Here is a 26,483-nt window from a genome sequence, read left to right as displayed (position 1 = left end):
CGTGCAGGCGGGTTCAGAGGCGCTTGCCTTTACGGCGCGCGGGCCGCTAGGGGCGGGCGACATCGGACAAGGCGGGAGGATCAGGATATGGCACGGCGCAAATATATCGTCGGCAACTGGAAAATGAACGGCACAAAGGACGCCCTTGGCGAAGCGCGCGCGATTTTCGAAGCCGCGTTAAACAGGCAGGGTGTCGACGTGGCGCTTTGCCCGCCATTCACGCTGATCGGGCCGATGGTCGCGGAAATCTCCGACGCGGTCGTTGGCGCTCAGGACTGCCACGCTGCCGCATCCGGCGCATTCACCGGGTCCGTTTCTGCCGCCATGCTTTCCGATGCCGGCGCGGCGGTTACCATCGTCGGACATAGCGAACGGCGCGAGGCCTTTGGCGAGGCCGATAGTGACGTCAAGGCGAAGGCCGGGGCGGCGCTGGGCGCAGGGCTTGGCGTCATCCTTTGTGTGGGCGAGCCGCGCGACGTGCGCGAATCGGGCGGCGCGGTGGCGCATGTGCTGGCGCAGGTTGCAGGGTCGCTGCCGGACGATTTCGATCCCGCGCGCCTCGCAATCGCTTATGAGCCGATCTGGGCGATCGGCACGGGTTTGGTGCCGACGGTGGCCGACGTCGCCGAAATGCACGGCGCGATCCGAGGCGCCCTGGCCGAACGGATCGGCGCGGGCGCCGGGCAGCTGCGCATCCTTTATGGCGGTTCGGTGACGGGCGAGAATGCGGCGGAGCTGTTGTCGGCGGGTGATGTCGACGGGGCGCTTGTCGGCGGAGCGAGCCTGACTGCGGCGAAATTCGTGCCGATCATCGAGGCAGCCGCGGCGCTTTGAAAATCGTCGCCCCGCGAATGCGGGGTGGCGCCATCGATGTAGCGCCGACAATTCAGCGGCTCCCGGCTTCGCGGGGGCGACGTATGGGTTGAAGCTGCGGCGCTTCCTCTCTATGTGCGCCGCAGATGCGGTCCGCGTGGGACCGCGCGCTTTTTCGGGAAAATTCGATGTCGAACCTGTTCACCTTTCTGCTCGTCGTCCAGGCGCTGATTGCCGCCGCGATGATTGCGGTCATCCTGATGCAAAAGTCGGAAGGTGGCGGTCTGGGCGTCGGCGGTAGCCCGGCGGGCCTGCTTTCGGCACGCGGCGCGGCCGATTTCATGACGCGCGCGACGACGGTTCTCGCGTGCATGTTCGTAGGTCTGTCGATCCTGCTCGCCGCAATGGCGTCGGTGGGCCGCGGCGGTTCGACAATCGATACCTCGCTGTCGAAGAGCGCTCAGACGCAGTCGAGCGGCGCAACGCCTTCGTCCCTGACCGGACCTGCGCAGCCGGCCCCCGATGCCACATCGACGGCAGCGCCCGCTCCGGCGACCGACGATCCACTTGCGGCAGCGGCGGCAGCGGCCACCGCGCAGGACGCCCCTGCAGAGGCGCCAGCAAAGAAATAAGCGGCGGCTTCGGCCTCGCACCATAGTCCGCGGGCGGCGGAATTTTTTTCCGCCGCAAGCGATTCGACGGCTTGCGCCGTCACCCTCCTGTTGAGTAAGTCTTTCCTCCCATGGCGCGGTTCATTTTTATCACCGGCGGCGTGGTCTCCTCCCTTGGCAAAGGTTTGATGGCGGCTAGCCTTGCGGCATTGTTGCAGGCGCGCGGATACCGCGTGCGCATCCGGAAGTTCGACCCCTATCTGAACGTCGATCCGGGCACGATGTCGCCCTATCAGCATGGCGAGGTCTATGTGACCGACGACGGGGCCGAAACCGACCTCGACCTCGGCCATTACGAGCGGTTTACCGGTGTTGCGGCGCGGCAGAGCGACAATGTCACCTCGGGCCGAATTTATCAGCAGATCATCACCAAGGAGCGCCGCGGCGACTATCTGGGCGCGACGGTGCAGGTGATCCCGCACGTCACCGACGCCATCAAGGAATTTGCCCGCGCCGACATCGACGACCTCGATTTCGTGCTGTGCGAGATCGGTGGCACGGTTGGTGACATCGAATCGTTGCCCTTTATCGAGGCGATCCGCCAGCTTCGCAACGAAGAGGGGCGCGACCGGACGCTGTCGGTCCATGTCACGCTGGTGCCCTATATCGCCGCTGCGGGCGAGCTGAAGACGAAGCCGACGCAACACAGCGTGCGTGAACTCGCGTCGCTCGGCGTCCAGCCCGACATATTGCTGTGCCGTTGCGAAAAGCCGTTGCCCGAGGGCGAGCGCGCGAAAATCGCGCAATTCTGCAACGTCCGCAAGGAAGCGGTGATTCCCGCGCTCGACGCCGACAGCATCTATTCGGTGCCGGTCCAATATCATGGCGAAGGACTCGACAGCGAAGTGCTGCGCGCCTTCGGCATTTCCGACGCGCCCGAACCCGATCTGACGCGCTGGTACGACATCATGGACCGCAAGCGGCACCCCGAGGGCGAGGTGACGATCGGCGTGGTCGGCAAATATGTCTCGCTGCCCGACGCCTATAAATCGCTCAACGAGGCGTTGGTTCACGGCGGACTCGCGAATCGGGTGAAGGTCAATATCCGCTGGCTCGATGCCGAAATGTTCGAGCACGACGAGGAGCTTGCTGCGAACCTCGAACCGATGCACGGCATTCTCGTCCCCGGCGGCTTCGGCGAGCGCGGGTCGGAGGGCAAGATTGCGAGCGTGCGGTTCGCGCGCGAGCGCGGCGTGCCCTTTTTCGGCATCTGCCTCGGCATGCAGATGGCGTGTATCGAGGCGGCGCGGAATACTAGCGGGATCGCGGGCGCGTCGAGCAGCGAATTCGGCCCGACCGACGAGCCCGTTGTCGGCCTGATCACCGAATGGATGAGCGCCGAAGGCCTGCAAAAGCGCGGGGCCGACACCGACCTGGGTGGTACGATGCGGCTCGGTGCCTATGATGCCAAGCTGTCGCCGAACAGCCATGTCGCCGCCGTTTACGGCGCGCACGCCATCAGCGAGCGCCACCGTCACCGTTACGAGGTCAACGGCGCTTATCGCGACGCCCTGGAAAAGGGCGGGCTGGTCTTTTCAGGACTGTCGCCCGATGGCATGTTGCCCGAAATCGTCGAGCGGCCGGACCATCCGTGGTTCATCGGGGTGCAGTTCCATCCCGAACTCAAGTCGAAACCCTTTGATCCGCATCCGCTGTTCAAGGGCTTTGTCGAGGCGGCGGTGCGGCAAAGTCGGCTGGTCTGACGCAGGCAACGGGGAAAAGGGCCATGGATCACGCGAAACTCGCAGAGCTACAAGGCCCCGACAGTATTTTTTCCGGCCTGTCGCCGCAGGATTGGGCCGACATCGCCAAGCGCGCGGTGCCGGTCAATTTCTCCAAGGGCAAGGAGTTGCTCTCGCAGGGCGACGCGGGTGACAGCCTGCTCATCCTGACCGAGGGCAGCGCGCGCGTATCGTTGCTCACGGCAGGGGGGCGGGAAATCGTGCTCGCCTATGCCGAACCGGGCGCGGTGCTGGGCGAGATCGCGCTGCTCGACGGTGGCGAGCGCACGGCGTCGGTGATCGCCACGAGTGCGGGTAGCGCGCTTCAGCTCGGGCGCAATGCGATGCGCGATTTCGTGACCACCCACCCCGAGTTTTCCTGGTCGCTGATGCAGCAGCTCGCGCGGCGGCTGCGGATGGCCGACCAGACGATCGAAAGCGACCGCGCTTATGCGTCGGGACCGCGGCTCGCGCGCTATCTGAAACGGCTGATCCGCCGCGATGTCGAATCGTCGCACCGCGTCGAGCTGAGCCAGACCGAACTCGGCAATTTTGCCGGTATGAGCCGCGAACATATCAACCGCCAGCTTCGCAGTTGGGAAGAATCGGGAATCATCGCGCTGGAGCAGGGGCGCGTACGAGTGCTCGACCCCGATCTGCTCGACGATATCAGCGAGAGCGAAGGCTAGGCGCCGACCACTGCGCCTATTGCGTTTCTTATCGTTCGGCGCCTTGCGCGTGAGCGCGACCCATCAATCGTAAACGCATCCGTCCAGACCGTCGCGGCGGACCTGGCCGATACGGGCGCGGATGGTGTTGCCGTACCGGCGCGTGAAGCCCGATGGACTGATGGCGGCGCGCTTTTTGGGAAGCGGCAGGATGGCGGCGATGCGCGCCGCTTCCTCCGGGTTGAGCGTCGCTGCGCCATGTTTGAAATAGCGCTGCGCCCCCGCCTCGACACCATAGGTGCCGATGCCGGTTTCGGCGACGTTCAGATAGACCTCCATGATCCGGCGCTTGCCCCACAAATGCTCGATCAGGAAGGTGAAATAGACCTCCGGCACCTTGCGGAGGTAGCGCGTCCAGCCGCTGCCCTGCCACAGAAAGACATTTTTTGCAGTCTGCTGGCTGATCGTCGAACCGCCGCGCATTCGCTTGCCTTTTGCATTGCGCTCAATCGCCTGCTCGATCGCGTCGGCGTCGAAGCCGTTATGGCTGCAGAACTTCCCGTCCTCGGCGGCGATGACGGCGCGCACCATATTGCGGTCGATATTCGACAGGCTCGTCCAGTCCTTGGTGATACCATTGCTGTCGGCCAGCATGGTGAAGGTCACCGGCGGCGGAACAATGCGATAGATCAGCACCCACAGAACCGTGACGACCGCGAACCAAAGCAGCCATTTCAGCGGCCTTAGATACCAGGGGAGTTTGCGGCGTTTGGATGATCGAGCGGTGCGGGCCATATCATCCATTTAGCCGCTTGCCGGTCGGCGGCAAGCGGCGTGTTGGGTGTGGTGACACTCAAGCCTTGGGCGGCTCGTCGTCCTTTTTCTGCGTGGCGCCGTCGATCGCATCGCCCGCCTTGGCGGCGGCCTGTTTCGCCTTTTCGGTCGCATCGGCGGCGAGGGCGCGGACCTTGGCTTCGGCCTCCTCTTCCTTGCCGCTCATCACCAGCCACGCCATCACGGCGGCGGCAACCAATGACAAGAGCGCGATCCAGTATCCGATTTCCCAGTTGATCTGGATCATCGCGAGTGCGGCGCGGTCCATGTCGCCATTGCCGCCGCTTTTGCCGGCTTCTGCAAGGATCGCCTCCTTGCTGTAACGCCAGGTGCCGACGAAAATCAGCACCAGCGCGGCAACCGATGTGCCGAGAACCAGCTTCGCCGACTCGCGGCCGCGCTTGAAGAGCAGGAACAAGCCGCCGGCGATCGCCAGAATTGCGAGGATCAGCCAAAGGTTGACCGCCGCGCCGTCAGCCGCCGACGAGGCCTGTCCCATCGCGGTGATGCGGCCAAAGGCGAGGCCGAAGCCGCTCGCTTCGGCAATTTTCTGGTTGGAACAGCTGACCGTCATCCACGGCAGCAGAAATGCCACCAACGCCAGTCCCTTGGGAATCCGTATCCATTTCCACATAATGTGCCCCCTCCGGTCGAACCGAAGGGGGGAGGCTAGCCTAACCGTACGGGGTGTCAATTCACGCGTTGTCGCGCGCGCGGATCAGGTTGCGATCAGGCGACGGTCGCCGGCGAGCTTGAGCATCGCCTTTTGCAGCTTTTCAAAGGCGCGCACCTCGATCTGGCGCACGCGTTCGCGGCTGACTTCATAGACCTGGCTCAAATCCTCGAGCGTCTTGGGGTCGTCGGTCAGGCGGCGCTCGGTCAGGATGTGGCGCTCGCGCTCGTTGAGCGTTTCGAGCGCTTCGGTGAGCAGTTCGTGGCGCACATCGCGTTCCTGCGCTTCGGCCACGCGCTCGTCCTGCAGCGGACCTTCGTCGCCGAGCAGATCCTGCCACTGGCTGTCGCCATCCTCGCCCATCGGGACGTTGAGCGACGTGTCGCCGCCCATCGCCATGCGGCGGTTCATGCTGACGACCTCGTCCTCGGTGACGCCAAGGTCCTTGGCGATTTTGGCTACGTTCTCGGGGCTTAGGTCGCCATCCTCGAACGCTTCGAGGTTGTTCTTCATGCGGCGGAGGTTGAAGAAGAGCTTCTTCTGCGCGGCGGTGGTGCCCATCTTTACGAGGCTCCACGAGCGCAGGATGAACTCCTGGATCGACGCGCGGATCCACCACATCGCATAGGTGGCGAGGCGGAAGCCGCGTTCGGGGTCGAATTTCTTCACGCCCTGCATCAGGCCGATATTGCCTTCGGAAATCAGCTCGCTGACCGGCAGGCCATAGCCGCGATAGCCCATTGCGATCTTTGCGACGAGACGGAGGTGCGACGTCACGAGCTGCGCCGCCGCCTCGTTATCGCCATGTTCCTGAAAACGCTTGGCGAGCATATATTCCTGCTCGGGCGTGAGCAGGGGAAATTTGCGGATCTCGGCCAGATAGCGATTCAGGCTGGCTTCGCCGCCCAGCGCTGGCACCACGGCCGGAACATTGCTTTTGTTAGCCATAGGAGAGTGTCTTCCCTAAATCCTGTGCTCAAAATGCCGCGGTTGAACCCGCGCGTCAAAATAGATTTTCAATCGAAACTTAAACGCGCAGTTCATCGATCAGTTCCCGCATATCCGCAGGGATTTCGCTGTCGAGCGCGATCCTGTTACCGTTCACCGGATGAATAAAGCCCAAATGGGCCGCGTGCAATGCCTGCCGCGCAAATCCCCGCGCTTTCAGCACGTCCGAAAGCGGCTTGCGCGCGCGGCCATAGACGGGGTCGCCGACGAGGGGGTGCCCGATATGCGCCATGTGGACGCGCACCTGATGCGTCCGCCCGGTTTCGAGGCGGCATTCGACAAGGGTGGCGCCCGCCAGTGGTTCGAGCGTGCGATAATGCGTCACCGCGCGCTTGCCGCGTCCTGCTGCGACCACCGCCATTTTCTTGCGATTGGTTGCCGAGCGGCCGAGCGCGGCGTCGACCGTACCGTTCGCGGGTATCGGGCGTCCGGTCGCGATCGCGATATAGCGGCGGTCGATGCTGTGCGCGGCGAATTGCTTGGCGAGGCCTTCGTGCGCCTTGTCATGCTTGGCGGCAACGATCAGCCCGCTGGTATCCTTGTCGATGCGGTGGACGATGCCGGGACGCGCGACGCCACCGACGCCCGACAATTGCCCCGCGCAATGGTGGAGAAGGGCGTTGACCATTGTGCCGTCGAGATTGCCCGCGGCTGGATGGACGACCATCCCCGCGGGCTTGTCGACGACGATCAGATGCTCGTCCTCATAGGCGATGACGAGATTGAGGTCCTGCGCGGCATTGTGTGCCGGCGCCGGCACCGGAAGCCGCAGTGCGAGCGTTGCGGGCGCGGCGGCCTTGGCCGACGGGTCCCACAGGATTGCGCCGCTTGCGTCGGCGACGCGCCCGCCCTTTATGAGCGTCTTGACGCGTTCGCGCGACAGGTCGGGGAGCGCCTCGGCGAGCGCCCGGTCGAGCCGCAGCCCGGCCGCACCTTCGCCCAGCGTCACGGTCAGAATGTCGTCGTCCCCCTGCATTGAGAGCGATGTGGGCGGGTGGCACGGAAATTCAAGGGGTTCGCCCTTGCCCAAGAGGGGGGCGCTGCCCTAGGAGCGAAAAGAGCCGAAAATATTTGGTTACTGCGCTGGGGAGCCCATTCATCCATGACCGACGACCGTGTCGATTTCGCCTCGATGCTGGCATCGCGCCTGTGTCACGATTTGCTCAGCCCGGTGGGGGCCTTTGCCAACGGCCTCGAACTGCTCGCCGATGAAAAAGACCCCGAAATGCGCGCGCGCTGTTTCGAACTGCTCGAACAGAGCGCGCGGACCTCGGCCGCGAAACTGAAATTCTTTCGTCTTGCCTTCGGTTCGGCGGGCGGGTTCGGCGAGGCGGTTCCGCCGGACGAGGCCAAAGCGGCGATCGAGGGGATCATGGCCGAACGCCCGATCACGCTCAACTGGATGCTAACCGACGAGGCGTTGCCGAAACCGGCGGTCAAGATCATCCTCAATCTTGCGCTGATTCTCGTCGATGCGCTGGTACGCGGCGGCCGACTGGATGTCGGGTGCGAAAGGCGCGCCGACGGATCGATCGAAATTGCGCTGCACGCCGAGGCCGAGCGCATCCTGGTCGATGCCGACGTCGAGCGCATCCTGGCCGAAGGCGAAGCGGTCGCGGCGATGACCTCGCGTACCGCGCCCGCCGTGCTGGTGCAGGCGGTTGCACGCCAGAATGACGGCACGGTGATGCTCGCGCGCGAAACGCCGACATCGTTGCTGGTCGGAGCGGTATTCAAAGGGCGCGACTAAAGCCTCCGTTAACCATTGTCGGGCATGGAAGCGCTTGAAGTTTTTGGGTGCACCGGGACCGCAATGGACGACCTGCTGAACGATTTTCTTGCCGAAACGGCGGAATTGCTGGCCGAGGCCGGAGCAACCATCGTGGCGTGGGAGGCCGACCCGACCGATCGCGAGCGGCTCGACGCAATTTTCCGGCTCGTTCATACGATCAAGGGCAGTTCGGGGTTTCTGGCGCTGCCGCGCGTTACCGCGCTGTCGCACGCCGCCGAGGAAGCGCTCGACGACGTGCGGCGCGGCAAGCGGACTGCCGATAGCGCGCTCGTCACCGCGGTGCTTTCCATCCTCGACCGCTTGTCGTTCGTCTGCGACGCGCTGGGCAAGGATGCGAACGAACCTGCCGGAGACGACGGCGACGTGATCGATGCGCTGGCGCAGGTCGAAACGGAAGCCGACGCCGTGGCCGAACCCGAACCCGAACCTGAGCCCGAAGCCGAAAACCGCGAAATCCGGACACGGCGCGACGATGATCTGCAGACCGACATGCAGGGTTGGCGTTCGATCCGCGTGCCGCTGCCGCTGCTCGACAGCGTGATGACCGGCGTCACCGACATCGTGCTCGCGCGCAACGAATTTGCCCGGATGCTGCGCGAATCCGGCGCGGACCCGGCGGTTATCGGATCGTTCGACCGACTGTCCGATTCGATTGCGACGATGCGCCAGTCGGTCAGCCAGATGCGTATGCAGCGCATCGACAAGCTTTTCGCGCCGTTGCCGCGCATCGTTCGCGATCTTGCACAAGACCTCGGCAAGAAGGTCAAATTCGTCACCAGCGGGGGCGAAGTCGAACTCGACCGCGAAATGATGGAGAATATCCGCGATCCGTTGATCCACATGGTGCGCAACGCGATCGACCACGGCATCGAAACGCTCGACGACCGGGTCGCCGCAGGCAAGGATGTAACCGCGACGATTTCGGTGACGGCACGCCAGTCGGGCAATCAGATCGAGATCATGATCGCCGACGACGGCCGCGGCCTGTCGCCCGACGCTCTCGTCGCCAAGGCCATTGGAGCGCGCGTCCTGAGTGCGGCAGAGGCGCGAGCGCTGTCGCCGAAGGAAAAGCTTGAGCTGATCTTTCGTCCGGGCTTTTCGACTGCATCGCAGATCACCTCTATCTCTGGGCGCGGCGTCGGCATGGATATCGTTCGCGCGAACCTGGAAAAAATCGGCGGTGTGGTCGAACTTCGCAACGAAGAAGGTCGCGGTTTGACCGTCGTGCTGCGCGTTCCGATGACGCTGACGATCATTTCCGGCCTGATGGTGCGCGCCGCGGGGCAATATTTCGCAATCCCGCGCGGCGCCGTCCGCGAAATCCTGCTCGAAACGAGCGACAGCGTGCGGATCGAGAAACTGGGCGGCGGCGAAATCGTTTCGGTACGCGGCGAGCAATTCCCGCTGCTCCGGCTCGAGGACGTGCTCGGCCGCCATCGCGACGACGGTGACGATGCCGATGATCGCGCGCTCGTGCTGATCCGGCCGGGGCAGGACCAGAGCTATGCGTTGAGCGTTGCGGCGATTCACGATCATGAAGAGCTGGTCATCAAACCTGCGGCGCCGATGATCATGGCGACCGGCCTCTATGCGGGGACGACCTTGCCCGACAATGGGCGTCCGGTCCTGTTGCTCGATGTGCAGGGTATTTTGGCGGTTTCCGCCATCGACGCCTCGGAAGCGGGTCGCGCCCACCGCCAGGCGGAGGAAGCCGACGCCGCGCTCGCGGCGACGCGCGACGCAACGCAGCTTCTGCTTTTCCGCGACATCGGCGGGCGGACGCGCGGGGTGCGTCTTTCGGTCATCGAGCGCGTCGAAGAGGTGCCCGCACTGGCGCTGTTCGAAAGTGCGGGCGCGATCCGGGCGCAGATCGGCGACGATATGTTCGCGGTCCACGCGGCGCGCCTTCCCGAAGGGCACGGGACCGTCAAATTGCTCCGCCTTCACGACGGTCAGTCGGTGCTTTGCTATCCGATCGAAGCGGTCATCGACATCGTTCGTTTGCCCGATGTGGTCGAACCGTCGGCGACCGAAGGCCTGATAGCGGGTGTCGTGCTTATCGGCGGAGACCCGGTCGAAATCATCGATCCCTATTGGCTGATGGAGCAGCATGCGCGCGGACCCATCCACGCCGCGCCGCGCGCGCCGCTGTGTCGGCTCACCGACGACCATGACGGATGGGGCGCGAATTTCCTCGCGCCGATCCTGCGCAGCGCGGGCTATCGCATCGCTGCGGGAGCGGACGACGACGAAGCGCCCGATGTGCTGCTCTGCCTGTCGGGCGACGAATCGGCGTGCGACCATGGCACCGACGCGGTCCCGGTCATCCGGCTGCGCGCAACCGCCGCCTCCGCCGGCCCCGACGACGAAACCGTCTATCGCTATGACCGTCATGCGCTGCTCGAAGCGCTGAGTCGGCGTGTCGGGGGAGGCCGCGCGTGATGGACAATCTCTATCTAGTCGCGCGGATCGCCGACACGCGCGTCGCGTTGCGGTCGCGTGCAATCAATTCGGTCGTCACGGTGGCGACGCCGGTCGAGGTTCCGGGGGCTCCGCCGCACGTCGTCGGGCTGTTTGCCTTGCGCAGCCGCGTGTTCACGCTGATCGACCCGCACGTCGTGGTCGGGCTGCCGCCGGTTCCCGTCGCCGCGGGGCAGCGCGTGATCGTCGTCGATGTGGCGGAACATGGCTATGCGCTGCTTGCCGACGAGATCGAGGATGTCTGTTTCATCGAAGCGGCCGAGACGCGGATCGCGGGAAAACTCATGCCGGGTTGGGCGCGCGTTGCCGATGCGATGATCGAGCATCAGGGGGCGTCGCTGCTCGTCGTCGACCCCGCGCATTTTGTCACAATTCCGGTTGTAAATGCAGCGTGACTTTTGTCGTTCGTTAACGGGCTGAATACCCCTTCGCCGTAACATGGCCCAGTTCCCCGGGGGGTCGGAGTAAGAATATGTCGAAATCCTGTCTGGTCGTCGATGACAGCAAAGTCATTCGCAAGGTCGCGCGCCATATCCTTGAAAGCATGTCGTTTGACGTCGAAGAGGCGGCGGATGGCCAAGAGGCACTGACCTATTGCCGGGCCAATCGCCCCGACGTGATCCTGCTCGACTGGAACATGCCGGTGATGAGCGGGATGGAATTTCTAGGCGCTTTCAATGATTTGGATTATGGTCTGGACGATCGGCCACGCGTCGTTTTCTGCACGACCGAGAACAGTATCGACCATATTCGCGCCGCCATCGAGGCGGGCGCCGACGAATATGTGATGAAGCCTTTTGACCGCGAAACTCTCGAAGGGAAATTGCAACTCGTCGGCGTCGCCTGAAGCCTGAACGATGACGCAACCGCTCTCTCTCGACACTAGATCCGAGCAAAACGAGATTCCGGCCGGGCGCACCGTCCGCGTGATGCTGGTCGACGACAGCCTGGTCGTGCGCAGTATTCTCGAACGCATTGTCGACCAGCGCGCCGGATTGATGGTCTGCGCGTCGGTCGCATCGGCGCCGGATGCTCTGGATTATCTGGCGCGCGAGCCCGTCGATGTCGTCGTGCTCGATATCGAAATGCCCGGAATGAGCGGATTCGACGCGCTCCCCCTCATTCTCGAACGCGCAGCCAATGCGCGCGTGCTGATCCTGTCGTCGAACTGCGTCGAGGGTGGTCCGGCCGCGATCGAGGCGCTTTCGCTCGGTGCGAGCGACACGTTGGCGAAGCCGGGTCGCGGCAGCTTTTCCGGACATTTTGCCGAGATCCTGACCGATCGCATCCTGTCGCTGGGGCAGCGCCAAGCAGCCCCGGTTCTCGCACCGGTAGCAAAGCGTGTCCCGCCCGCGCCCACCGTGATCGCCATCGACGCGCGGCACCCGCTGGAATGTATCGCGGTCGCGGCATCGACTGGCGGAATTCCTGCTTTCACGAACTTTCTCGCCCACCTCGATCCGCGTGTGCGCGCTCCGATCCTGCTAACCCAGCATCTGCCCGACGCCTTCATGGAATTTTACGCCAAGCAGATTGCAACGATGACGCACCGCCGTGTCCGCGTCGCGGCGGCCGGAATGCGTGTCGAGCCCGACAATATCTATCTCGCGCCTGGCGACGCGCATCTGATGGTCGTCGCAAATGGCACACGGCGCGAGATCGTGCTCGACCGCCATCCCGCGGCCAATGGATGCTGCCCGTCGGCCGACCCGATGCTGGCGTCGGTCGCCGATGCCTATGGTGCCGGTGGTGTCGCCGTGATCCTGAGCGGAATGGGGCGCGACGGCGCGACCGGTGCCGCGCGGCTCAAGTCGGCAGGCGGCACGATTTTTGCGCAAGCGCCCGAAAGTTGCGTGATCTGGGGGATGCCGGGCGCGGTCGCCAAGGCGGGGATCGCTGCTGCGTTGCTCAACCCCGATGCCATCGCGCTCTTGCTCGGCAGCTTTCTGTCGGGGCGGTCGGCAACATGATTGGCGGCACAGCGAGCGAGTCTGCCTATCGCGTGCTGATGGGTGTGCTTGAATCGCGGACGGGGCAGACGCTGTCGCCCAACCGTATCTGGCGCATCGAGATGTCATTGAAGCCCGTGATGCAGCGCCACGGCCTCGCCGATCTCGATGCGCTGGTCGCGGCGCTGGTGACGTCGAACAGCCGCCAGTTGCTCGACGATACGGTCGACGCGATGCTCAACAACGAAACCTATTTCTATCGCGAACACAGCGTGTTCGACGACATCGCGGCCAACGCGCTCGAAAATCTGCGCGAGGTCAATGCGCGCACGCGAAGGCTGACGATATGGCACTGCGGCGTTTCGACGGGGCAGGAAGCCTATTCGATGGCGATGCTGTTCGCCGAGCAGGACATGAAATGGGCAGGGTGGAAGGTCGATATCGTCGGCACCGACGTCAGCTATCACGCGATTGGTCGCGCGCGCGTCGGCCTCTATAGCCAGTTCGAGATTCAGCGCGGCCTGCCGGTGCAGCGCATGGTGCGCTGGTTCGACCAGACCGAGGCGGGGTGGCTCGCCAAGGCCGATCTGCGCCGCCGCGTCGATTTCACCGTCCAGAACATGCTGACCGACAAGCCGCCGCTCGGGGCGCCGGCCGACCTGATTTTTTGCCGCAACCTCTTGCTCTATTTCTCGGCTCCGATGCGCGAGAAGGCATTTGCGCGACTCCGCGCAGTGGCGGCGCCGCAGAGTTTTCTCGTGCTCGGCGCAGGCGAGACTGTTTTGGGGCAGACCGACCAGTTTGTCGCCAGTCGACGCCTGCGCGGCCTTTACGAGCCAGCTGACCGGCCAACACCGCGCATCGCCGCGATTGCCGCCGCCTGACCTTGCAATTTGCGGGGCGGTGGCGCAGGTGAGTCGGACCCCGCGCCGGGGCGGATTTTATGGGCGCCGAACCGCATGAGCGATTTTATCGAACGCTGGTCCCCCAATTTCGACGAACGCGCGCTACCCATTTCGATGATCGTGCTGCATTATACGGGCATGAAGACCGGAGCCGAGGCGCTCGACCGGCTGGCCGACCCCGAGGCGAAAGTTTCCGCGCATTATGTCGTCGGCGAAGACGGCCAGATCACCGTCATGGTTCCCGAAGAAAAGCGCGCCTGGCACGCCGGCAAGGCGCATTGGCGTGGCATCAGCGACGTCAATTCGGCGAGCGTCGGGATCGAGATCGTCAATCCGGGGCACGAGTTCGGCTATGTTCCCTTTCCCGACCCGCAGGTGGCGTCGGTCGTCCGGCTGGTGCATGGCATCAAGGATCGGCACGCGATCACGCGCGGCAATGTCGTCGGCCATTCGGACGTGGCGCCGACGCGCAAGCAGGATCCCGGCGAGCTTTTCCCGTGGGACGAGCTGGCGCGCCGCCGCCTCGCGCTGCCGCGCCCGACCAAGAAGCTGACCGACCCGCTCTGGACCGACGCAGGCTTCCTGCTCGCGCTCGAGCGTTTCGGCTATGATGTGACCGACGGTTTTGCCGCGACGGTCGCGTTTCAGCGGCGCTTTCGTCCCGAGCTGATCGACGGGACGATCTGCGGCGAGTGCCGCGCGATCCTGCTCGCGCTGCTCCTTCCGCAGCCCGAGGGGGATTGATTCGCCTTATCTTTCCGTTCGCATCGAGCGAAGTCGAGATGCGGATCGGGCGTGAGTGCTTTCCCGTGTCTCGACTTTGCTCGACACGAACGGATCGCTGGCGTTAAGCCGCGTTCGGGCTTATACTCCATTTGCCAGAGGGCCGGGCGATCGCCGCCGCGCGCAAGCGTGGGGGAGGAAAGTCCGGGCTCCACGGAAACCACGGTGCCGGATAACGTCCGGCGGCCCTCGCAAGGGGGTCAGGGAAAGTGCCACAGAGAGCAGACCGCCCAAGGCCTCGGCCCGGCGAAAGGTGAAAGGGTGCGGTAAGAGCGCACCGCGCGGACGGTAACGGACGCGGCATGGCAAACCCCACCGGGAGCAAGGTTGAATAGGGACGGCAGGGGAGCAATCCCAGGACTGGTTCCGGTCCCGCCGTCCGGGTTGACTGCTTGAGCGTTCGGGCAACCGCACGCCTAGAGGAATGATCGCCCATCCTCCGCAAGGAGGTGGACAGAACCCGGCTTACAGGCCCTCTGGCATTCTCTCCCGACTGCCCGCGCGGGAACCGCGCGGCCGAAGCTTGCGTTGATGGGGAACCAGATGAAGGGAGGCGCAGCATGAAAATCGTCGACGAACATGTCGAGGTCACCGATGAGGAAGCCAGCAGCGGCGTGAAAGGGCATGGTGTACGCTATGTGCTCGCGATCTCGCTTTTGCTGGCGGTTGTCGTCCTGTCGGCGGTGTGGATACTTCCGGCGCTTCTCAATCAATAGCGGCGTGAGGCAGGATTTGCCTTTTCGCGCATAGTTACGCAGACTTGCCCCGAGCCGCGGCGCGAAATCGGCGTTCGCCGGAACGGGGGTGACATGACACGATGGTGGAAAGCCGGCGCTGTCGGAGCAGCCTTTTGGGCTGCTTCGTGCATCGCGACGGGCGCATCTGCGCAAGAGTGCGGCACGGCGGCGCTCGACAGCGACCGCGTCGCGCTATTGATCGGCAACAGTGCCTATAATGATTGGGAATGGCCGTCGCTCAAGAATGCGGTCAACGATATCGATCATGTCTGTACGGCATTCGCGCGTGCGGGCATTGCCCCGCGGATCGTGCGCAATGCCGACAAGGCCGAACTCGACGCCGCGCTCGATCGTTTCGCGGTCGAGGCGCGCGGCGCGCGGTCGGTGCTGATCTATTTCGCCGGGCATGGTTTCGAATATGGCGGCCGTAACTGGCTGGTGCCGATGGACGCGCCGCCACAGACACGGCGCTCCGACGTCGAGAAACGCTATTTGTCGCTGGAGGCGCTGGTGCGGCGCGTGGTCCCGGCGGATGCCTTCACCCTGCTGTTCGTCGATGCCTGTCGGACCACCGAACCCGTCGTGCGCATCGCTGACGTCGATGTGGCGGGTGGCGAGGCGGGGTCGGCGCCGCTCGGGCTGCTCGATATCGGGCAGGGGGCGGTCTTTTACTCGACCGCAAAGGGGCGGCCCGCGCTCGACCATGCGCCGGTGGGATCGCCGGTGAGTCCGTTCGCGGCGGCGGTCGTCAAGGAAATGGCGATACCCGGCCTCGAAATTTCGGATTATTTCAAGGTGGTCGCGCGCGATGTTTACAAGCGCACCTTCGGGATGGAGAGCGGGCCGCAGCAGCCGTTTCATTACGGCAGCTGGTTCGACGATTTCTATCTGGTTGCACCGGTCGAGGTCGCTTCGATGACGCAACCCGCATCGGCCGGCGCGCAAGACAGTCTTGACAGCGCGGCGCGCGGCGCGCGGTCGGCGGTGGAGTCGCTCGCGGGAATTTCGCTCGACCGGCTGGCAATCGAGGATGAGCCGGTGCTCGTCGCCGATGTCCTGTCGCGGCGCTCCGCCGCCGACGTGATCGCGCTTGCCGACGGCGGCGATGCGCTCGCGCAGCATCTGGCGGGCTATATGTTCTCGCTTGGCGTCGGGGTGCGGAAAGACGCCGCGCGCGCGCGCTCCTACCTCGAACAATCGGCGGGGCAGGGGTTTGCCGGGGGACAGACCGAGCTTGCCTATCTGTTGCTGGCCTCGCCGGAGGCAAGCAGCAACGACAAGGCGCGCGCTCTGTCCCTCTACCGTGCCGCGTCGCAGGCGGGATATTCAAAGGCGAAGACCCACCTTGCCTATCATCTGGCGGCGGGCACATTCGGAGCGGCCGATTTCGCCGCGTCGCAGGCGCTCTATTCCGAGGCGGCGGCGGCGGGCCATCCCGCCGCCATGTTCGCGCTGACCGTCTTTCCCGACAGCCGTGCGGCGAATATGGCGCGGCTTCGCGCGCTTGCCGAAACGGGCAACGCCGAAGGCAATCATTGGCTTTGTGAGGCGAGTTTCGCGGCAGAAACGCTGGGCGCCGCAATCGAGGATTGCGCGGTTGCCGCGCGGGCCGGCTTTGCGGGGTCGCGGGCGATTCTGGCCCATGCTTTCGCAGAGGGGAAGGGGGTCGCAGCCGATCCCGGCGAAGCGACGCACTGGGCCAAGCTGGCGCGTACCTTGCCCGAATTGCGTCAGGACCAGCGCGACCTGATCGCCGGGATCGGCATCGAATAGTCAGGGATAGGCGATCGCGATGATTTCCCATTCCTTTGGGCCGGCGGGCAACTGCACGGTCCTGAGGTCGCCGACCGCCGCGCCGCGCAGGGCGCGGGCGAGCGGACTGTTCCATCCGATGCGTCCGGCGCCCGCGTCGGCTTCGTCGTCGCCGACGAGCGTGACGGTACGCCGCGCGTCATCGTCGTCGGCAAGTTCGACCGTCGCGCCGAACCAGATCCGGCTGCGGTCGGGCTGGACGGCGGGATCGACGACCCGCGCAGCCTTCATCCGCCGCGCAAGAAAGGCGAGACGCCGGTCGATCTCGCGCAGTCGTTTGCGACCATAGATGTAGTCGCCATTTTCGCTGCGATCGCCATTGCCTGCGGCCCAGCTGATGACTTCGACCAGTTTCGGACGCTCGTCGCCGAGCAGCGCGTCATATTCGGCGCGCAGCGTGGCGAAACCCGCCGGGCTGATGATGTTCGATTTGTCCGCCGCCACCGGCCTTATCCCGGCGTGCGCTTACCGAGATAGAAGCTGAGCGGAGCGTTCGGGAGCGGGCGGTTTTCGGTCGGATGGAGGGTGTCGTACACCACCGCATTTTCGAGCACGCGCTGCACATAATTCTTCGTCTCGAAAATCGGGATCGCCTCTATCCATTCCAGGATGTCGATGCTGCCCGTGCGCGGGTCGCCATTGGCGCGGAGCCACTTGTTCACATTGCCCGGACCGGCGTTATAGGCCGCGACCGCGAGCGGATAGCTGCCGCCGTAATAGCGCAGCATCTGCTGGAAATAGGTCGAGCCGAGCGTCATGTTGTAATTGGTATCGCTGGTCAGCGACCCGGCGTCATAGCCGAGCCCCAGCTTGCCCGCGACCTCGCGCGCGGTGCCAGGCATCAACTGCATCATCCCACGCGCCCCCGCATGGCTGATCGCGGCGCGGTCGAACTGGCTTTCCTGCCGCGTGATGGCATGGATGAAGGTCCAGTTATTCTCATGCCCCGCGGGCACCCGAACCGTGGGGAAGCCCGAAACCTCGACCGCGTCGAGGCTGTTGGCTTGCGCGCTGCGTCCGATCATCACGCCAAGATCGGGGCGGCCGATCGCCTGCGCCAGTTGACCGGCAAGGACATGGTCGGCCGGGCTAGACGCCTTTTGCGCGAGCGCGCGAAGGAAGAGCGATTGCTCGCGCCATGCGCCCACTTCGCCCAGCACGCGCGCCGCGCGGACCAGACGGTCGTCATCGAAGGCACGCTTTTCGTCGAGGCTGACCGCAATCGTCGGAACCGGCGCAGGTTTCGGCTGCGGACGGTTCAGTCGTTCGAGCGAGAGCTGGCCATAGAATTGATCGTAATGCTGCGCGGCATCCTCGAAGTGCGATTGCGCGGTCGCGCGGTCGCCGGCAGCGAGTGCGGCGCGTCCCGCCCAATAATAGCCCTTGGTACGCGTCTGCGCCGAGCGGGCGGCGTCGCCATAGGCGCGGTAGAGCTTCACCGCCTCTGCCGGTCGGCGCAGATCATGGAGAGCAAGCTGTCCGGCGAGCCAGGCGAGCGAGGTATAATCGTCGCGTACACCAAGCGGCGTTTCGCGCGCGACGGTCCCGGCGGGCAACGCGTCGTCGATCTGGCGGGCGATGTTGAACGCCGTCAGCTTGTCGCCGGCCGAATCGGCGAGGCGCGCATTGGTGAGCAGGGTTTCGAGCCACTCCTCGGCATCGAGCGGCGCGCTGGCAAGCGAGCGCGGCCCCGCAAGCAGTGCGCGCGCCTCGCCCTCGCGGCCCGAGCGGCGCAGCCAGGTTGCCTTGGCGGTGATATAGCCGGGGTCGGTGCGGACGAGCGAAGGATTGGCGGCTTCGACCGCCGCCGCCTGCATTGCGGCATCGACGGCGCCGCTCCGCATCGCGAGGCGCGCGGCAAAGATCGCGCGTTTTGCGGGCGAGGTAAGCGCTAGCTGGCGGCTCGCAGCGGCGGTGGCGTTGGACCAGAGCAGCCGATCCATGCGCGCGTCATGGTCGGCGAGGCTGATCGCGCCGGGGAAGAGCGTGAGCACGCGGCTCGTCTCGGCCTCGTCGAGCGAACCGCTCGTCCAGGCGCGGCGGACGGCGGCGTTGGCTTCGTCGCGGCGACCGGTGGCGTTGAGCGCGAGCGCATAGCGGAGCTGCCCGCTCGCGGTCTGGGGCGGATATTTGGTGAAATAGGCAAGCGTGCGCGCGGGATCATAGCTGTCGATCGCGATCGCCTTTTCGGCGCGTACACGCATCTTGTCGGCGTCGGGCCAGCCGGGGTTCGCGATCAGAAAGCGCGAAAGCTGGTCGAACGACGCATTGCTGTTCTGCGTCAGGCGGCGCCATTCGAGCACCGCATCGCCCACCGAATTGGTCGACGAGGGCTGGACCGACACCGAGGCAAGCCCGAGCTGGGCGCGATACCAGGCCATCTGGTCGGGGGTAAGCTCGCTCGACCAGGCGGCGGAAGGGATCAGCAAGGCGACAGCCATCGCCATGCGCGATATTTTGGACAGCGAGATCATAGCGGCCATGTTAGTGCCAAACTCCTTGCGGGGCGCTGAATAGACGTCCATGAGGCGGCGCGTCCGCCCATTTTATCGGTCGCGGCGCGATTTTTGTAAAGGAGCGCGAGCATGTTTTCGGGATCGATTCCCGCCTTGGTGACGCCGTTTCGTGACGGGGCGTTCGACGCGTCCGCCTACGCACGGCTGGTCAATTGGCAAATCGACGAAGGAACAAGCGCGCTCGTTCCGTGCGGAACGACGGGCGAAAGCGCAACCCTCGGGTTCGACGAACATTATCGCGTGATGGATTGCTGCATCGAGGCGGCTGCCGGGCGCGTTCCGGTGATCGCGGGGTGCGGATCGAACGATACTGCGACCGCGATCCGCCACATGCGCCACGCGCAAGCGGCCGGCGCTGCCGCCGCGCTGATCGTTGCACCCTATTATAACCGGCCGAGCCAGGACGGGATCGTCGCACATTTCGAGGCGCTCGCTGCCGCGAGCGACCTGCCGATCGTCGTCTATAATGTGCCCGCCCGCACCGTGACCGACATCAGCGCCGAGACGATGTGCCGACTTGCCGAGATTCCCTCCGTCGTCGCGATCAAGGACGCGAGCGGCGACCTGTGCCGCGTGACGATGCATCGGGCCGGGGCGAGCAAGGATTTCTGCCAGCTGAGCGGTAACGACGACCTGTGGCTCGCGCACGCCGCGATGGGCGGGGTGGGGTGCATTTCGGTCACCGCCAATGTCGCGCCGCGACTGTGCGCCGATTTTGCCGCCGCCTGCGCGGCGAGCGACTGGAGCTGCGCGCTTGTCCTGCACGATCGGCTGTTCGGCTTGCACAAGGCGATGTTCACCGACGCGTCGCCGGCGCCGGTTAAATATGCGCTGTCGCGCGTCCATGACTGGTTTTCTGCCGAAGCGCGCCTACCTATTATCCCGGCGAGCGATGCGTCGCGCGCCGCCGTCGATGCCGCTTTGTCCGCGGCCGGAGTGATTTAGGTTTTTCATGGCCCGCCCCCAATCTGCAGCCGAATTCGACAAGAAGAAGGTCGTCGCCGAGAACCGGCGCGCGCGCTTCGACTATAGCATCGAACAGGTGTTCGAGGCGGGGATTGCGCTGCAAGGGACCGAGGTGAAGTCGCTGCGTTTCGGCGAAGGGACGATCGCCGAAAGCTATGCCGAGGTTAATGGCGGCGAAGTGTGGCTGATCAATGCCAATATCCCCGAGTTCAGCCATGGCAACCGCTTCAATCACGAGCCGCGGCGGCCTCGCAAACTGCTGCTCAACGGGCGCGAGATCAACAAGCTGCACGCGGGCGTGATGCGGCAGGGGATGACGCTCGTCCCGCTGAGCGTTTATTTCAACAGCCGCGGCCGCGCGAAGGTCGAGCTCGCGCTCGCCAAGGGCAAGAAGGCGCACGACAAGCGCGAGTCGATCAAGGAACGCGACTGGAAGCGCGACAAGCAGCGACTGATGAAGGAACGCGGATGAGTGGCGGGAAACCGCGCGACAAGGCGGCGCTGATGAACTGGATCCGCCGCAACTCGCCGACGCGCGAGGAATTGCTGGCGAGCCGCTTCATCCGGCCGTTCGCGCACCGCGTCGCGCACAGCCATTTGTGGCGTTTCACGCGCACCTCGGTGCCGCGCGGCACCGCCCTCGGCCTGTTCATCGGCATTTTTTTCCTGATCCCGGGCGTGCAGATCATCGGCGTCGCGCTGCTCGCGCTGCCGTTCCGGGCGAACATCCCGATCGGCGCGGCGATGACCTTTTTGTCGAACCCGGCAACGACGCCCTTCATCATCGCGGCGTCGGTATGGCTTGGCGACAAGGTGTTCGGGTTTCACGCCAATGTCGCGACCTTTTCGATCATGGTCGAAAAGGGAGCGTCGGCGGGCGAATGGGTGCGCTGGTTCCTGTCCGACGCCGCGCCTGCGATGGTCGCGGGGCTTTTCATCATTTCGGTCGTATCAGCGATCGTCGGTTATGTGCTCGCGGCGCTGTTCTGGGATAATTGGATCCGGCTGCGCTGGCGGCGCAAATTGCGGCGCGCGCGCGACCAACGACTTGACGCTTCGACGAGCGACACGCCGGTCGGTTGAACCCGACGTTCCGCCCTTTATAGATTTCCCATCGCATGATCGCGCCGCGACAGGGTGGCCGCGATCTTCGTCCGATCACTGGGGAAGACTGGGGATAAACATGAGCCTTAAAACGACATATAATCGCCTGCTCGCGTCGGCGGCGCTGGGGGCATTGCTGCTGACCACGGGCGCGACCGCCAAGGATGGCCATGCGAGCGGCAAAGAGGCCGGGGCGACGGCGGCAAAGCCCGAACTCGGCACCTTCGGTTTCGACACCAAGGGCATGGACACGAGTGTCGCACCGGGCGACGATTTTTACGCCTATGCCAATGGCGTCTGGGCGAAGAACACGCAGATTCCGGCCGACAAGTCGAACTATGGCATGTTCACCGCGCTCGCCGATCTGTCGCAGGAGCGGACGCGCGCGATTCTTGACGTCGCAAAGGGCGACCCGGACAGCATGATCGGCCGCGCCTATTCTTCCTATCTCGACGGCGCGACGGTCGAAGCGAAGGGGCTCGCGCCGATTACGCCTTGGCTCAACAAGATTCGCAGCGTCGAAAAGTCCGGCCTTGCCGCACTGCTTGCCGAAGCGGACCGCAGCGGCGTCCAGCATTTCTTTGGCGGCTATGTTGGCCAGGACGACAAGAACCCCGACGTCTATATCTACACGATGTTCCAGGGCGGCATCGGCATGCCCGACCGTGATTTCTATTTGAAGGACAGCGAGCGCAATACCAAGCTGCAGGCGGCCTATCTGCAGCATCTGGAGAATGTGCTGACGCTGGCGGGCGAGGGCAATGCCGCCGCGCGCGCCAAGGCGATCTATGACTTCGAAAAGCAGATCGCGACGGTCCATTGGGACAAGAACGACAGCAGCGACGCGACCAAAGTCTATAACAAGATGACGATCGCCGAGCTGGCCGTCGCGGCGCCGGGGTTCGACTGGGCGACCTTCATCCGCGGGATCGGGGTCAACGAGGATTCGCTGCTCGTCTCGCAGCCAAGCGCTTTCACGGGCGAAGCCAAGCTGATCGCCGACGCGCCGATTTCGGTGGTCCGTGACATGCTGATCGTGCGCAGCCTCGACGGCTTTTCGGGCGTGCTGCCCGATGCGGTCGCGCAGGAAGCCTTCTCCTTTTATGGCACCGCGCTGTCGGGCACGCCGCAGATGCAGGAGCGCTGGAAGCGCGCGGTCGATTTCACCACGGGCAATCTCGGCGAAGCGGTCGGCCAGGATTATGTCGCGAAATATTTCCCGCCCGAAACGAAGGCGGAGATGGACAAGCTCGTCAAAAATATCCTCGCCGCGATGGGGCGCCGCATCGAGGGGCTTTCGTGGATGCAGCCGCCGACAAAGATGAAGGCAAAGCAAAAGCTCGCCAATTTCACCACCAAGATCGGCTACCCCGACCGCTGGAAAGATTATGGCAAGCTCGAGATCAAGGCCGACGATCTTTTCGGCAATGCGGTTCGCGCCAACCAGTTCGCCCACGACGACAATATCAGTCGGCTTGGTGGGCCGATCCGTCGGTGGGAGTGGATCATGACCCCGATGACGGTCAACGCCTATGCCAATTTCGGCATGAACGAGATCGTTTTTCCTGCCGCCATCCTGCAACCGCCCTTCTTTGATCCGCATGCCGACCCGGCGATCAACTATGGGGGCATCGGCGCGGTCATTGGGCACGAAATCAGCCACCATTTCGATGACCAAGGCGCGAAGTATGACGAGACGGGCAAGCTCGCCGACTGGTGGACACCCGAAGATGTCGCGGCGTTTGAGGCGGCCGGAAAGGCGCTGATCGCACAATATGATGCCTATGAGATTTTGCCGGGCGAAAAGCTCGACGGCAAATTTACCCTGGGTGAAAATATCGGCGACCTTGCCGGCCTGACCGTCGCCTATGACGCATACAAGGCGTCACTCGGCGGCAAGGAGGCTCCGGTTATCGACGGTCTCACCGGCGATCAGCGCTTCTTCCTCGGCTGGGCGCAGGTCTGGCGGCGCAACTACCGCGAGCAGAATCTGGCGCAGCGGATCACAACCGACCCGCATGCTCCGTCGATCCAGCGGACTTGGGTCTCGCGCAACCTTGACCCCTGGTATAAGGCGTTCCAGATCAAGGAAGGCCAGAATCTCTATCTGGCGCCCGAGGATCGCGTTCGCATCTGGTGATGCGCCCATAGGAAAGTTCGCTCTTGACCGCGCAAAGCTTGCCTGCCGCTGACGATGATTTCGGTCGGGAGGCAGGTTTTGTCGGCCCGCTTTCGGTGCCCGCAGGACCATCGCGCCTCGATATGGCGCTGGTCGCGGGCCTCGCGCTCGTGTCGGTAGCGCTGCTTTACTGGACGACACGCGACACGGTGCTCGCGGCGGGCTTTGTCGCCGGACTGGCGTTGGCGGTCGGCGCGCTGATTCTGGTCCGACGCCTATTTCCGGCGGGCGATGCCGAAGTCGCGGCATCGATGGACTGGACGATGCTGCGTCAGGCGGTGCATCACGACGACGTCGCGATCGCCGTCACCGATCGCGCTGGCCGTATGGTGTGTGCCAACGATCTGTTCGCAACGTGGATGGGCGGCTTTGTGACGCCGCCCGGTCTGCCGCTCGAAGGACGCGGGGCCGAGTTGCTCAAGGATGCGGGGCGTGCTGCCTGGCGCGATGGCGAAGGCGTGGCCGAGGATATCGCTATCGGGCCACTGCAATTGCGCGCGCAGGTCAGCCGGACGGGGCAGGGCGAGGATTATCTCGTCTGGCGCTTTTCCTCGGTCGAACGGCTTGATCTCGTGTCCGAAATCGTCCGCCACCTCGACGGACCCGCGGGGCGCGCGCTGGCGAATGCGGGCATCATGACCGCGCTGGTCAGCGCCGAGGGACGGCTTCGGGTCGCCAACCAGGCGTTTTTGATGCGCGCGCTCGGTCCCGACGATATGGTCCATTATATCGGACGCGACGCGGGAACGATGCTGCGCATCGATGATCAGGGACGCCTCTATTTTTCGCGCGAAGGCGACCGAGCGACTCCGGTCCGCCTGCTCCAGGTGCCGCTGGCGGCGGCCGATGTTCACGGTCCGATGCTGCTCGCGCTGATCGACGAGGATATCGGTCCGGCCGATCGCGGCACCGCCCAAACCTATGTCGAGACCTTGTTGTCGCTGTTGCCTTTTGGCCTCGCGATGGTCGATCGCGACGGGCGCTTCCTTTACATGAACAAGGCCTTCGGACGCGCCGCGGGGGTCGCCGACGGGCGGATGCCGCGCTATCCGGGCGATCTGGTCGTCGTCGAGGATAAGGGGCCACTCGCCGACATGATCCGCCGCCACTCGAGCGGGCAGCAGGTGGGCGGCGACCTGTCGATCCGCCTCGCCGGGCAGGGCGACGAGCCGGTTTCGATGCGCGTCGTCGGGGTGCGCGGGCTTGGCGAAGCGGCGGTGCTGCTGAGCCTTAAGGACTCGAGCGAGGAATCGCGCCTCAAGTCGCAGGTTGCGCAGGCGTCGAAGATGCAGGCGGTCGGTCAGTTGGCGGGCGGCGTTGCGCACGATTTCAACAACATCCTGACCGCCGTGCTCGGGAGCTGCGACCTGATGCTGATGCGCCATACGCCGGGCGACAGCGATTATGACGATATCCAGCACATTCGCAGCAATGCGAATCGTGCTGCGAGCCTGACGCGGCAATTGCTCGCCTTTTCGCGCCAGCAGACGTTGCGGCCGCAGATATTGCAGCTTCCCGACGTGATTTCCGAAGTGTCGCACCTGCTCAAGCGGCTGATGGGCGACACGGTGCAATTGGTCGTCCATCACGGACGCGGCCTCGGCGCGGTGCGTGCCGACCCGGTGCAGCTCGAACAGGTCATCATCAATTTGGGCGTCAACGCGCGCGACGCGATGGCCGGCGGCGGCACGCTGACGATCGAGACCTATCCGGTATCGGCCGCCGAAGTGCGCCAGTTGGGGAGCGATTTCATGCCGCCTGCCGACTATAGCGCGCTGAAGGTCAGCGACACGGGGACCGGCATTCCGCCCGAAGTCCTGCCCAAGATTTTCGAACCCTTTTTCACGACGAAAGACGTAGGCAAGGGGACGGGGCTGGGGCTTTCGACGGTTTATGGCATCGTCAAACAATCGGCGGGGTTCATCTTTGCCGACAGCAAGCCGGGCGAAGGGACGAGCTTTACCATCTATCTGCCCGTCCACCGCGCGACCGGCGATACGCCGGCGATCGCGGCGCCGCCGGCGAAGCCCAAGAAGAGCCAATGGGGAACGGGGTCGATCCTGATCGTCGAGGATGAGGATATGGTGCGCGCGGTCGCCGAGCGCGCGCTGGTGCGTGCGGGCTATACGGTTGCGACCGCCGCGCAGGGCGAAGAGGGACTGGAACGCTTTGCCGAAATGGGTAAAATCGACCTTGTGATTAGTGACGTCATGATGCCGAACATGGACGGACCGACGATGGTTCGCGCGATGCGCGCGAAGATGCCCGCGCTGCCGGTGCTGTTCATGTCGGGCTATGCCGAGGAACAGCTGCGCCAATCGATCAACATCGACGACGTCGCTTTCCTTCCAAAGCCCTTTTCGATCGCACAGCTTGCCGAGGCGGTATCGGCGACGCTCGACGATGCCGCGCACCGGGCCGGCGATGCCTGACCAGGGTCGCATCCTGCTCGTCGAGGACGATGTGCTGATCGGCATGATGCTGGTCGACATGTTCGAGGCGCTCGGCCTGTCCGAGCCTGCGCAGGCGACGACGAACGAAGAGGCGCTGGCACTGATCGCGTCCGAGCCGCTCGCAGGCGCGCTCGTCGATATCAATCTTGGCGACGAAAAGGGGTGGCCTATCGCCGACGCGCTTGCGGCACACAATATCCCCTTCGCCTTTACCACCGGCGGGGGCGATGTGATTCCCCCGGCGCATGCCGACCGTCTGCTGGTCACCAAGCCCTTCCGCATCGCCGACATCGAAGCTGCGCTGGAGACGTTCTCGGGCAACTGATCCGCTGAATCCTCACCCGAAAAATATTTTGTTCCACTCTTGTTCCATGAGAACATATATGGCACAAAGCTCGGGCGTTGCGATGGCTCTGCC

At 64.4% G+C, this 26,483-nt stretch carries 25 protein-coding genes and 1 other RNA gene; 20 read left to right on the top strand and 6 right to left on the bottom strand.

Annotated elements, in window-relative coordinates; translation table 11 throughout:
* The first annotated feature begins 87 nt into the window (after positions 1-87).
* From tpiA to H7692_RS04025, 4 genes are all read left to right on the top strand, one after another.
* The gene (tpiA, locus tag H7692_RS04040; RefSeq protein WP_222135866.1) at positions 88-834 is read left to right on the top strand and encodes a triose-phosphate isomerase; all 747 of its coding nucleotides are present in this window, start codon (positions 88-90) and stop codon (positions 832-834) included.
* 176 nt (positions 835-1,010) lie between these two features.
* Positions 1,011-1,445 carry a preprotein translocase subunit SecG gene (secG, locus tag H7692_RS04035; protein ID WP_201927271.1) on the top strand — a complete coding sequence of 145 codons (435 nt, stop codon included), beginning with the start codon at positions 1,011-1,013 and terminating at the stop codon, positions 1,443-1,445.
* Positions 1,446-1,555: 110 nt separating this feature from the next.
* A complete protein-coding gene (locus tag H7692_RS04030) occupies positions 1,556-3,187 on the top strand; it encodes a CTP synthase (RefSeq protein WP_222135867.1) in 1,632 nt (543 codons plus the stop codon).
* Between the two features lie 23 nt (positions 3,188-3,210).
* Complete coding sequence (locus tag H7692_RS04025; RefSeq protein ID WP_222135868.1) at positions 3,211-3,894, top strand: Crp/Fnr family transcriptional regulator; 684 nt, start codon at positions 3,211-3,213, stop codon at positions 3,892-3,894.
* Between the two features lie 63 nt (positions 3,895-3,957).
* On the opposite strand, the gene mtgA is transcribed toward H7692_RS04025, so the two are convergent.
* The 4 genes from mtgA to H7692_RS04005 form a co-directional block, all read right to left on the bottom strand.
* Complete coding sequence (gene mtgA / locus H7692_RS04020; protein WP_227339805.1) at positions 3,958-4,668, bottom strand: monofunctional biosynthetic peptidoglycan transglycosylase; 711 nt, start codon at positions 4,666-4,668, stop codon at positions 3,958-3,960.
* A 58-nt stretch (positions 4,669-4,726) separates the two neighbouring features.
* On the bottom strand, positions 4,727-5,341 hold the full coding sequence (locus H7692_RS04015) for a hypothetical protein (RefSeq protein ID WP_201926033.1): 615 nt from the start codon (positions 5,339-5,341) through the stop codon (positions 4,727-4,729).
* Between the two features lie 84 nt (positions 5,342-5,425).
* Positions 5,426-6,328, bottom strand: a complete 903-nt coding sequence (gene rpoH / locus H7692_RS04010; RefSeq protein WP_201926031.1) for an RNA polymerase sigma factor RpoH — start codon at positions 6,326-6,328, stop codon at positions 5,426-5,428.
* A gap of 79 nt (positions 6,329-6,407) precedes the next feature.
* Positions 6,408-7,364 carry an RluA family pseudouridine synthase gene (locus tag H7692_RS04005; protein WP_201926029.1) on the bottom strand — a complete coding sequence of 319 codons (957 nt, stop codon included), beginning with the start codon at positions 7,362-7,364 and terminating at the stop codon, positions 6,408-6,410.
* A 126-nt stretch (positions 7,365-7,490) separates the two neighbouring features.
* On the opposite strand from H7692_RS04005, the gene H7692_RS04000 reads away from it, so the two are divergent.
* The 10 genes from H7692_RS04000 (at position 7,491) to H7692_RS03955 (ending at position 16,808) form a co-directional block, all read left to right on the top strand.
* Positions 7,491-8,138 carry a histidine phosphotransferase family protein gene (locus H7692_RS04000; protein WP_201926027.1) on the top strand — a complete coding sequence of 216 codons (648 nt, stop codon included), beginning with the start codon at positions 7,491-7,493 and terminating at the stop codon, positions 8,136-8,138.
* Between the two features lie 63 nt (positions 8,139-8,201).
* Positions 8,202-10,622: a chemotaxis protein CheA gene (locus H7692_RS03995; RefSeq protein WP_227339804.1), complete on the top strand. Its 2,421-nt coding sequence runs from the start codon at positions 8,202-8,204 to the stop codon at positions 10,620-10,622.
* Positions 10,622-11,056, top strand: coding sequence for a chemotaxis protein CheW (locus tag H7692_RS03990; protein WP_201927269.1), 435 nt, complete (start codon positions 10,622-10,624; stop codon positions 11,054-11,056). Before H7692_RS03995 ends, H7692_RS03990 begins: the two co-directional genes overlap by 1 nt.
* Before the next feature lie 77 nt (positions 11,057-11,133).
* Positions 11,134-11,508: a response regulator gene (locus H7692_RS03985; RefSeq protein ID WP_222135873.1), complete on the top strand. Its 375-nt coding sequence runs from the start codon at positions 11,134-11,136 to the stop codon at positions 11,506-11,508.
* Positions 11,509-11,518: 10 nt separating this feature from the next.
* Positions 11,519-12,631, top strand: a complete 1,113-nt coding sequence (gene cheB, locus H7692_RS03980; RefSeq protein WP_201926021.1) for a chemotaxis-specific protein-glutamate methyltransferase CheB — start codon at positions 11,519-11,521, stop codon at positions 12,629-12,631.
* Positions 12,628-13,494, top strand: a complete 867-nt coding sequence (locus H7692_RS03975; RefSeq protein ID WP_227339803.1) for a CheR family methyltransferase — start codon at positions 12,628-12,630, stop codon at positions 13,492-13,494. The genes cheB and H7692_RS03975 overlap by 4 nt, the downstream gene beginning before the upstream one ends.
* Before the next feature lie 75 nt (positions 13,495-13,569).
* Complete coding sequence (locus tag H7692_RS03970) at positions 13,570-14,259, top strand: N-acetylmuramoyl-L-alanine amidase (protein WP_201926017.1); 690 nt, start codon at positions 13,570-13,572, stop codon at positions 14,257-14,259.
* 134 nt (positions 14,260-14,393) lie between these two features.
* An RNA gene (gene rnpB / locus H7692_RS03965) (RNase P RNA component class A) lies at positions 14,394-14,782 on the top strand.
* Between the two features lie 76 nt (positions 14,783-14,858).
* Positions 14,859-15,014 carry a hypothetical protein gene (locus H7692_RS03960; protein ID WP_201926015.1) on the top strand — a complete coding sequence of 52 codons (156 nt, stop codon included), beginning with the start codon at positions 14,859-14,861 and terminating at the stop codon, positions 15,012-15,014.
* Positions 15,015-15,107: 93 nt separating this feature from the next.
* Entirely contained in the window at positions 15,108-16,808 is a 1,701-nt protein-coding gene (locus H7692_RS03955; RefSeq protein WP_227339802.1) for a caspase family protein, read from the top strand.
* On the opposite strand, the gene greB is transcribed toward H7692_RS03955, so the two are convergent.
* Positions 16,809-17,291: a transcription elongation factor GreB gene (gene greB / locus H7692_RS03950; RefSeq protein ID WP_222135876.1), complete on the bottom strand. Its 483-nt coding sequence runs from the start codon at positions 17,289-17,291 to the stop codon at positions 16,809-16,811. It lies immediately after the preceding gene.
* A gap of 5 nt (positions 17,292-17,296) precedes the next feature.
* On the bottom strand, positions 17,297-19,330 hold the full coding sequence (locus tag H7692_RS03945) for a lytic transglycosylase domain-containing protein (protein ID WP_222135877.1): 2,034 nt from the start codon (positions 19,328-19,330) through the stop codon (positions 17,297-17,299).
* Positions 19,331-19,432: 102 nt separating this feature from the next.
* On the opposite strand from H7692_RS03945, the gene dapA reads away from it, so the two are divergent.
* From dapA to H7692_RS03915, 6 genes are all read left to right on the top strand, one after another.
* Positions 19,433-20,308, top strand: coding sequence for a 4-hydroxy-tetrahydrodipicolinate synthase (gene dapA / locus H7692_RS03940; protein ID WP_201926007.1), 876 nt, complete (start codon positions 19,433-19,435; stop codon positions 20,306-20,308).
* Positions 20,309-20,315: 7 nt separating this feature from the next.
* On the top strand, positions 20,316-20,801 hold the full coding sequence (smpB, locus tag H7692_RS03935) for an SsrA-binding protein SmpB (protein ID WP_201926005.1): 486 nt from the start codon (positions 20,316-20,318) through the stop codon (positions 20,799-20,801).
* Positions 20,798-21,412, top strand: coding sequence for a DUF2062 domain-containing protein (locus H7692_RS03930; RefSeq protein ID WP_201926004.1), 615 nt, complete (start codon positions 20,798-20,800; stop codon positions 21,410-21,412). Before smpB ends, H7692_RS03930 begins: the two co-directional genes overlap by 4 nt.
* A 100-nt stretch (positions 21,413-21,512) precedes the next feature.
* Positions 21,513-23,573, top strand: coding sequence for a M13 family metallopeptidase (locus tag H7692_RS03925; RefSeq protein ID WP_222135878.1), 2,061 nt, complete (start codon positions 21,513-21,515; stop codon positions 23,571-23,573).
* 122 nt (positions 23,574-23,695) lie between these two features.
* Positions 23,696-26,044: a response regulator gene (locus H7692_RS03920; RefSeq protein ID WP_201927267.1), complete on the top strand. Its 2,349-nt coding sequence runs from the start codon at positions 23,696-23,698 to the stop codon at positions 26,042-26,044.
* Positions 26,037-26,390: a response regulator gene (locus H7692_RS03915; RefSeq protein ID WP_201926000.1), complete on the top strand. Its 354-nt coding sequence runs from the start codon at positions 26,037-26,039 to the stop codon at positions 26,388-26,390. Before H7692_RS03920 ends, H7692_RS03915 begins: the two co-directional genes overlap by 8 nt.
* Positions 26,391-26,483: the final 93 nt, after the last annotated feature.

The sequence above is a fragment of the Sphingopyxis sp. P8 genome (assembly GCF_020622175.1).
GTDB lineage: Bacteria > Pseudomonadota > Alphaproteobacteria > Sphingomonadales > Sphingomonadaceae > Sphingopyxis > Sphingopyxis jiangsuensis.
This window is presented reverse-complemented; position numbering and strand designations above follow the sequence as displayed.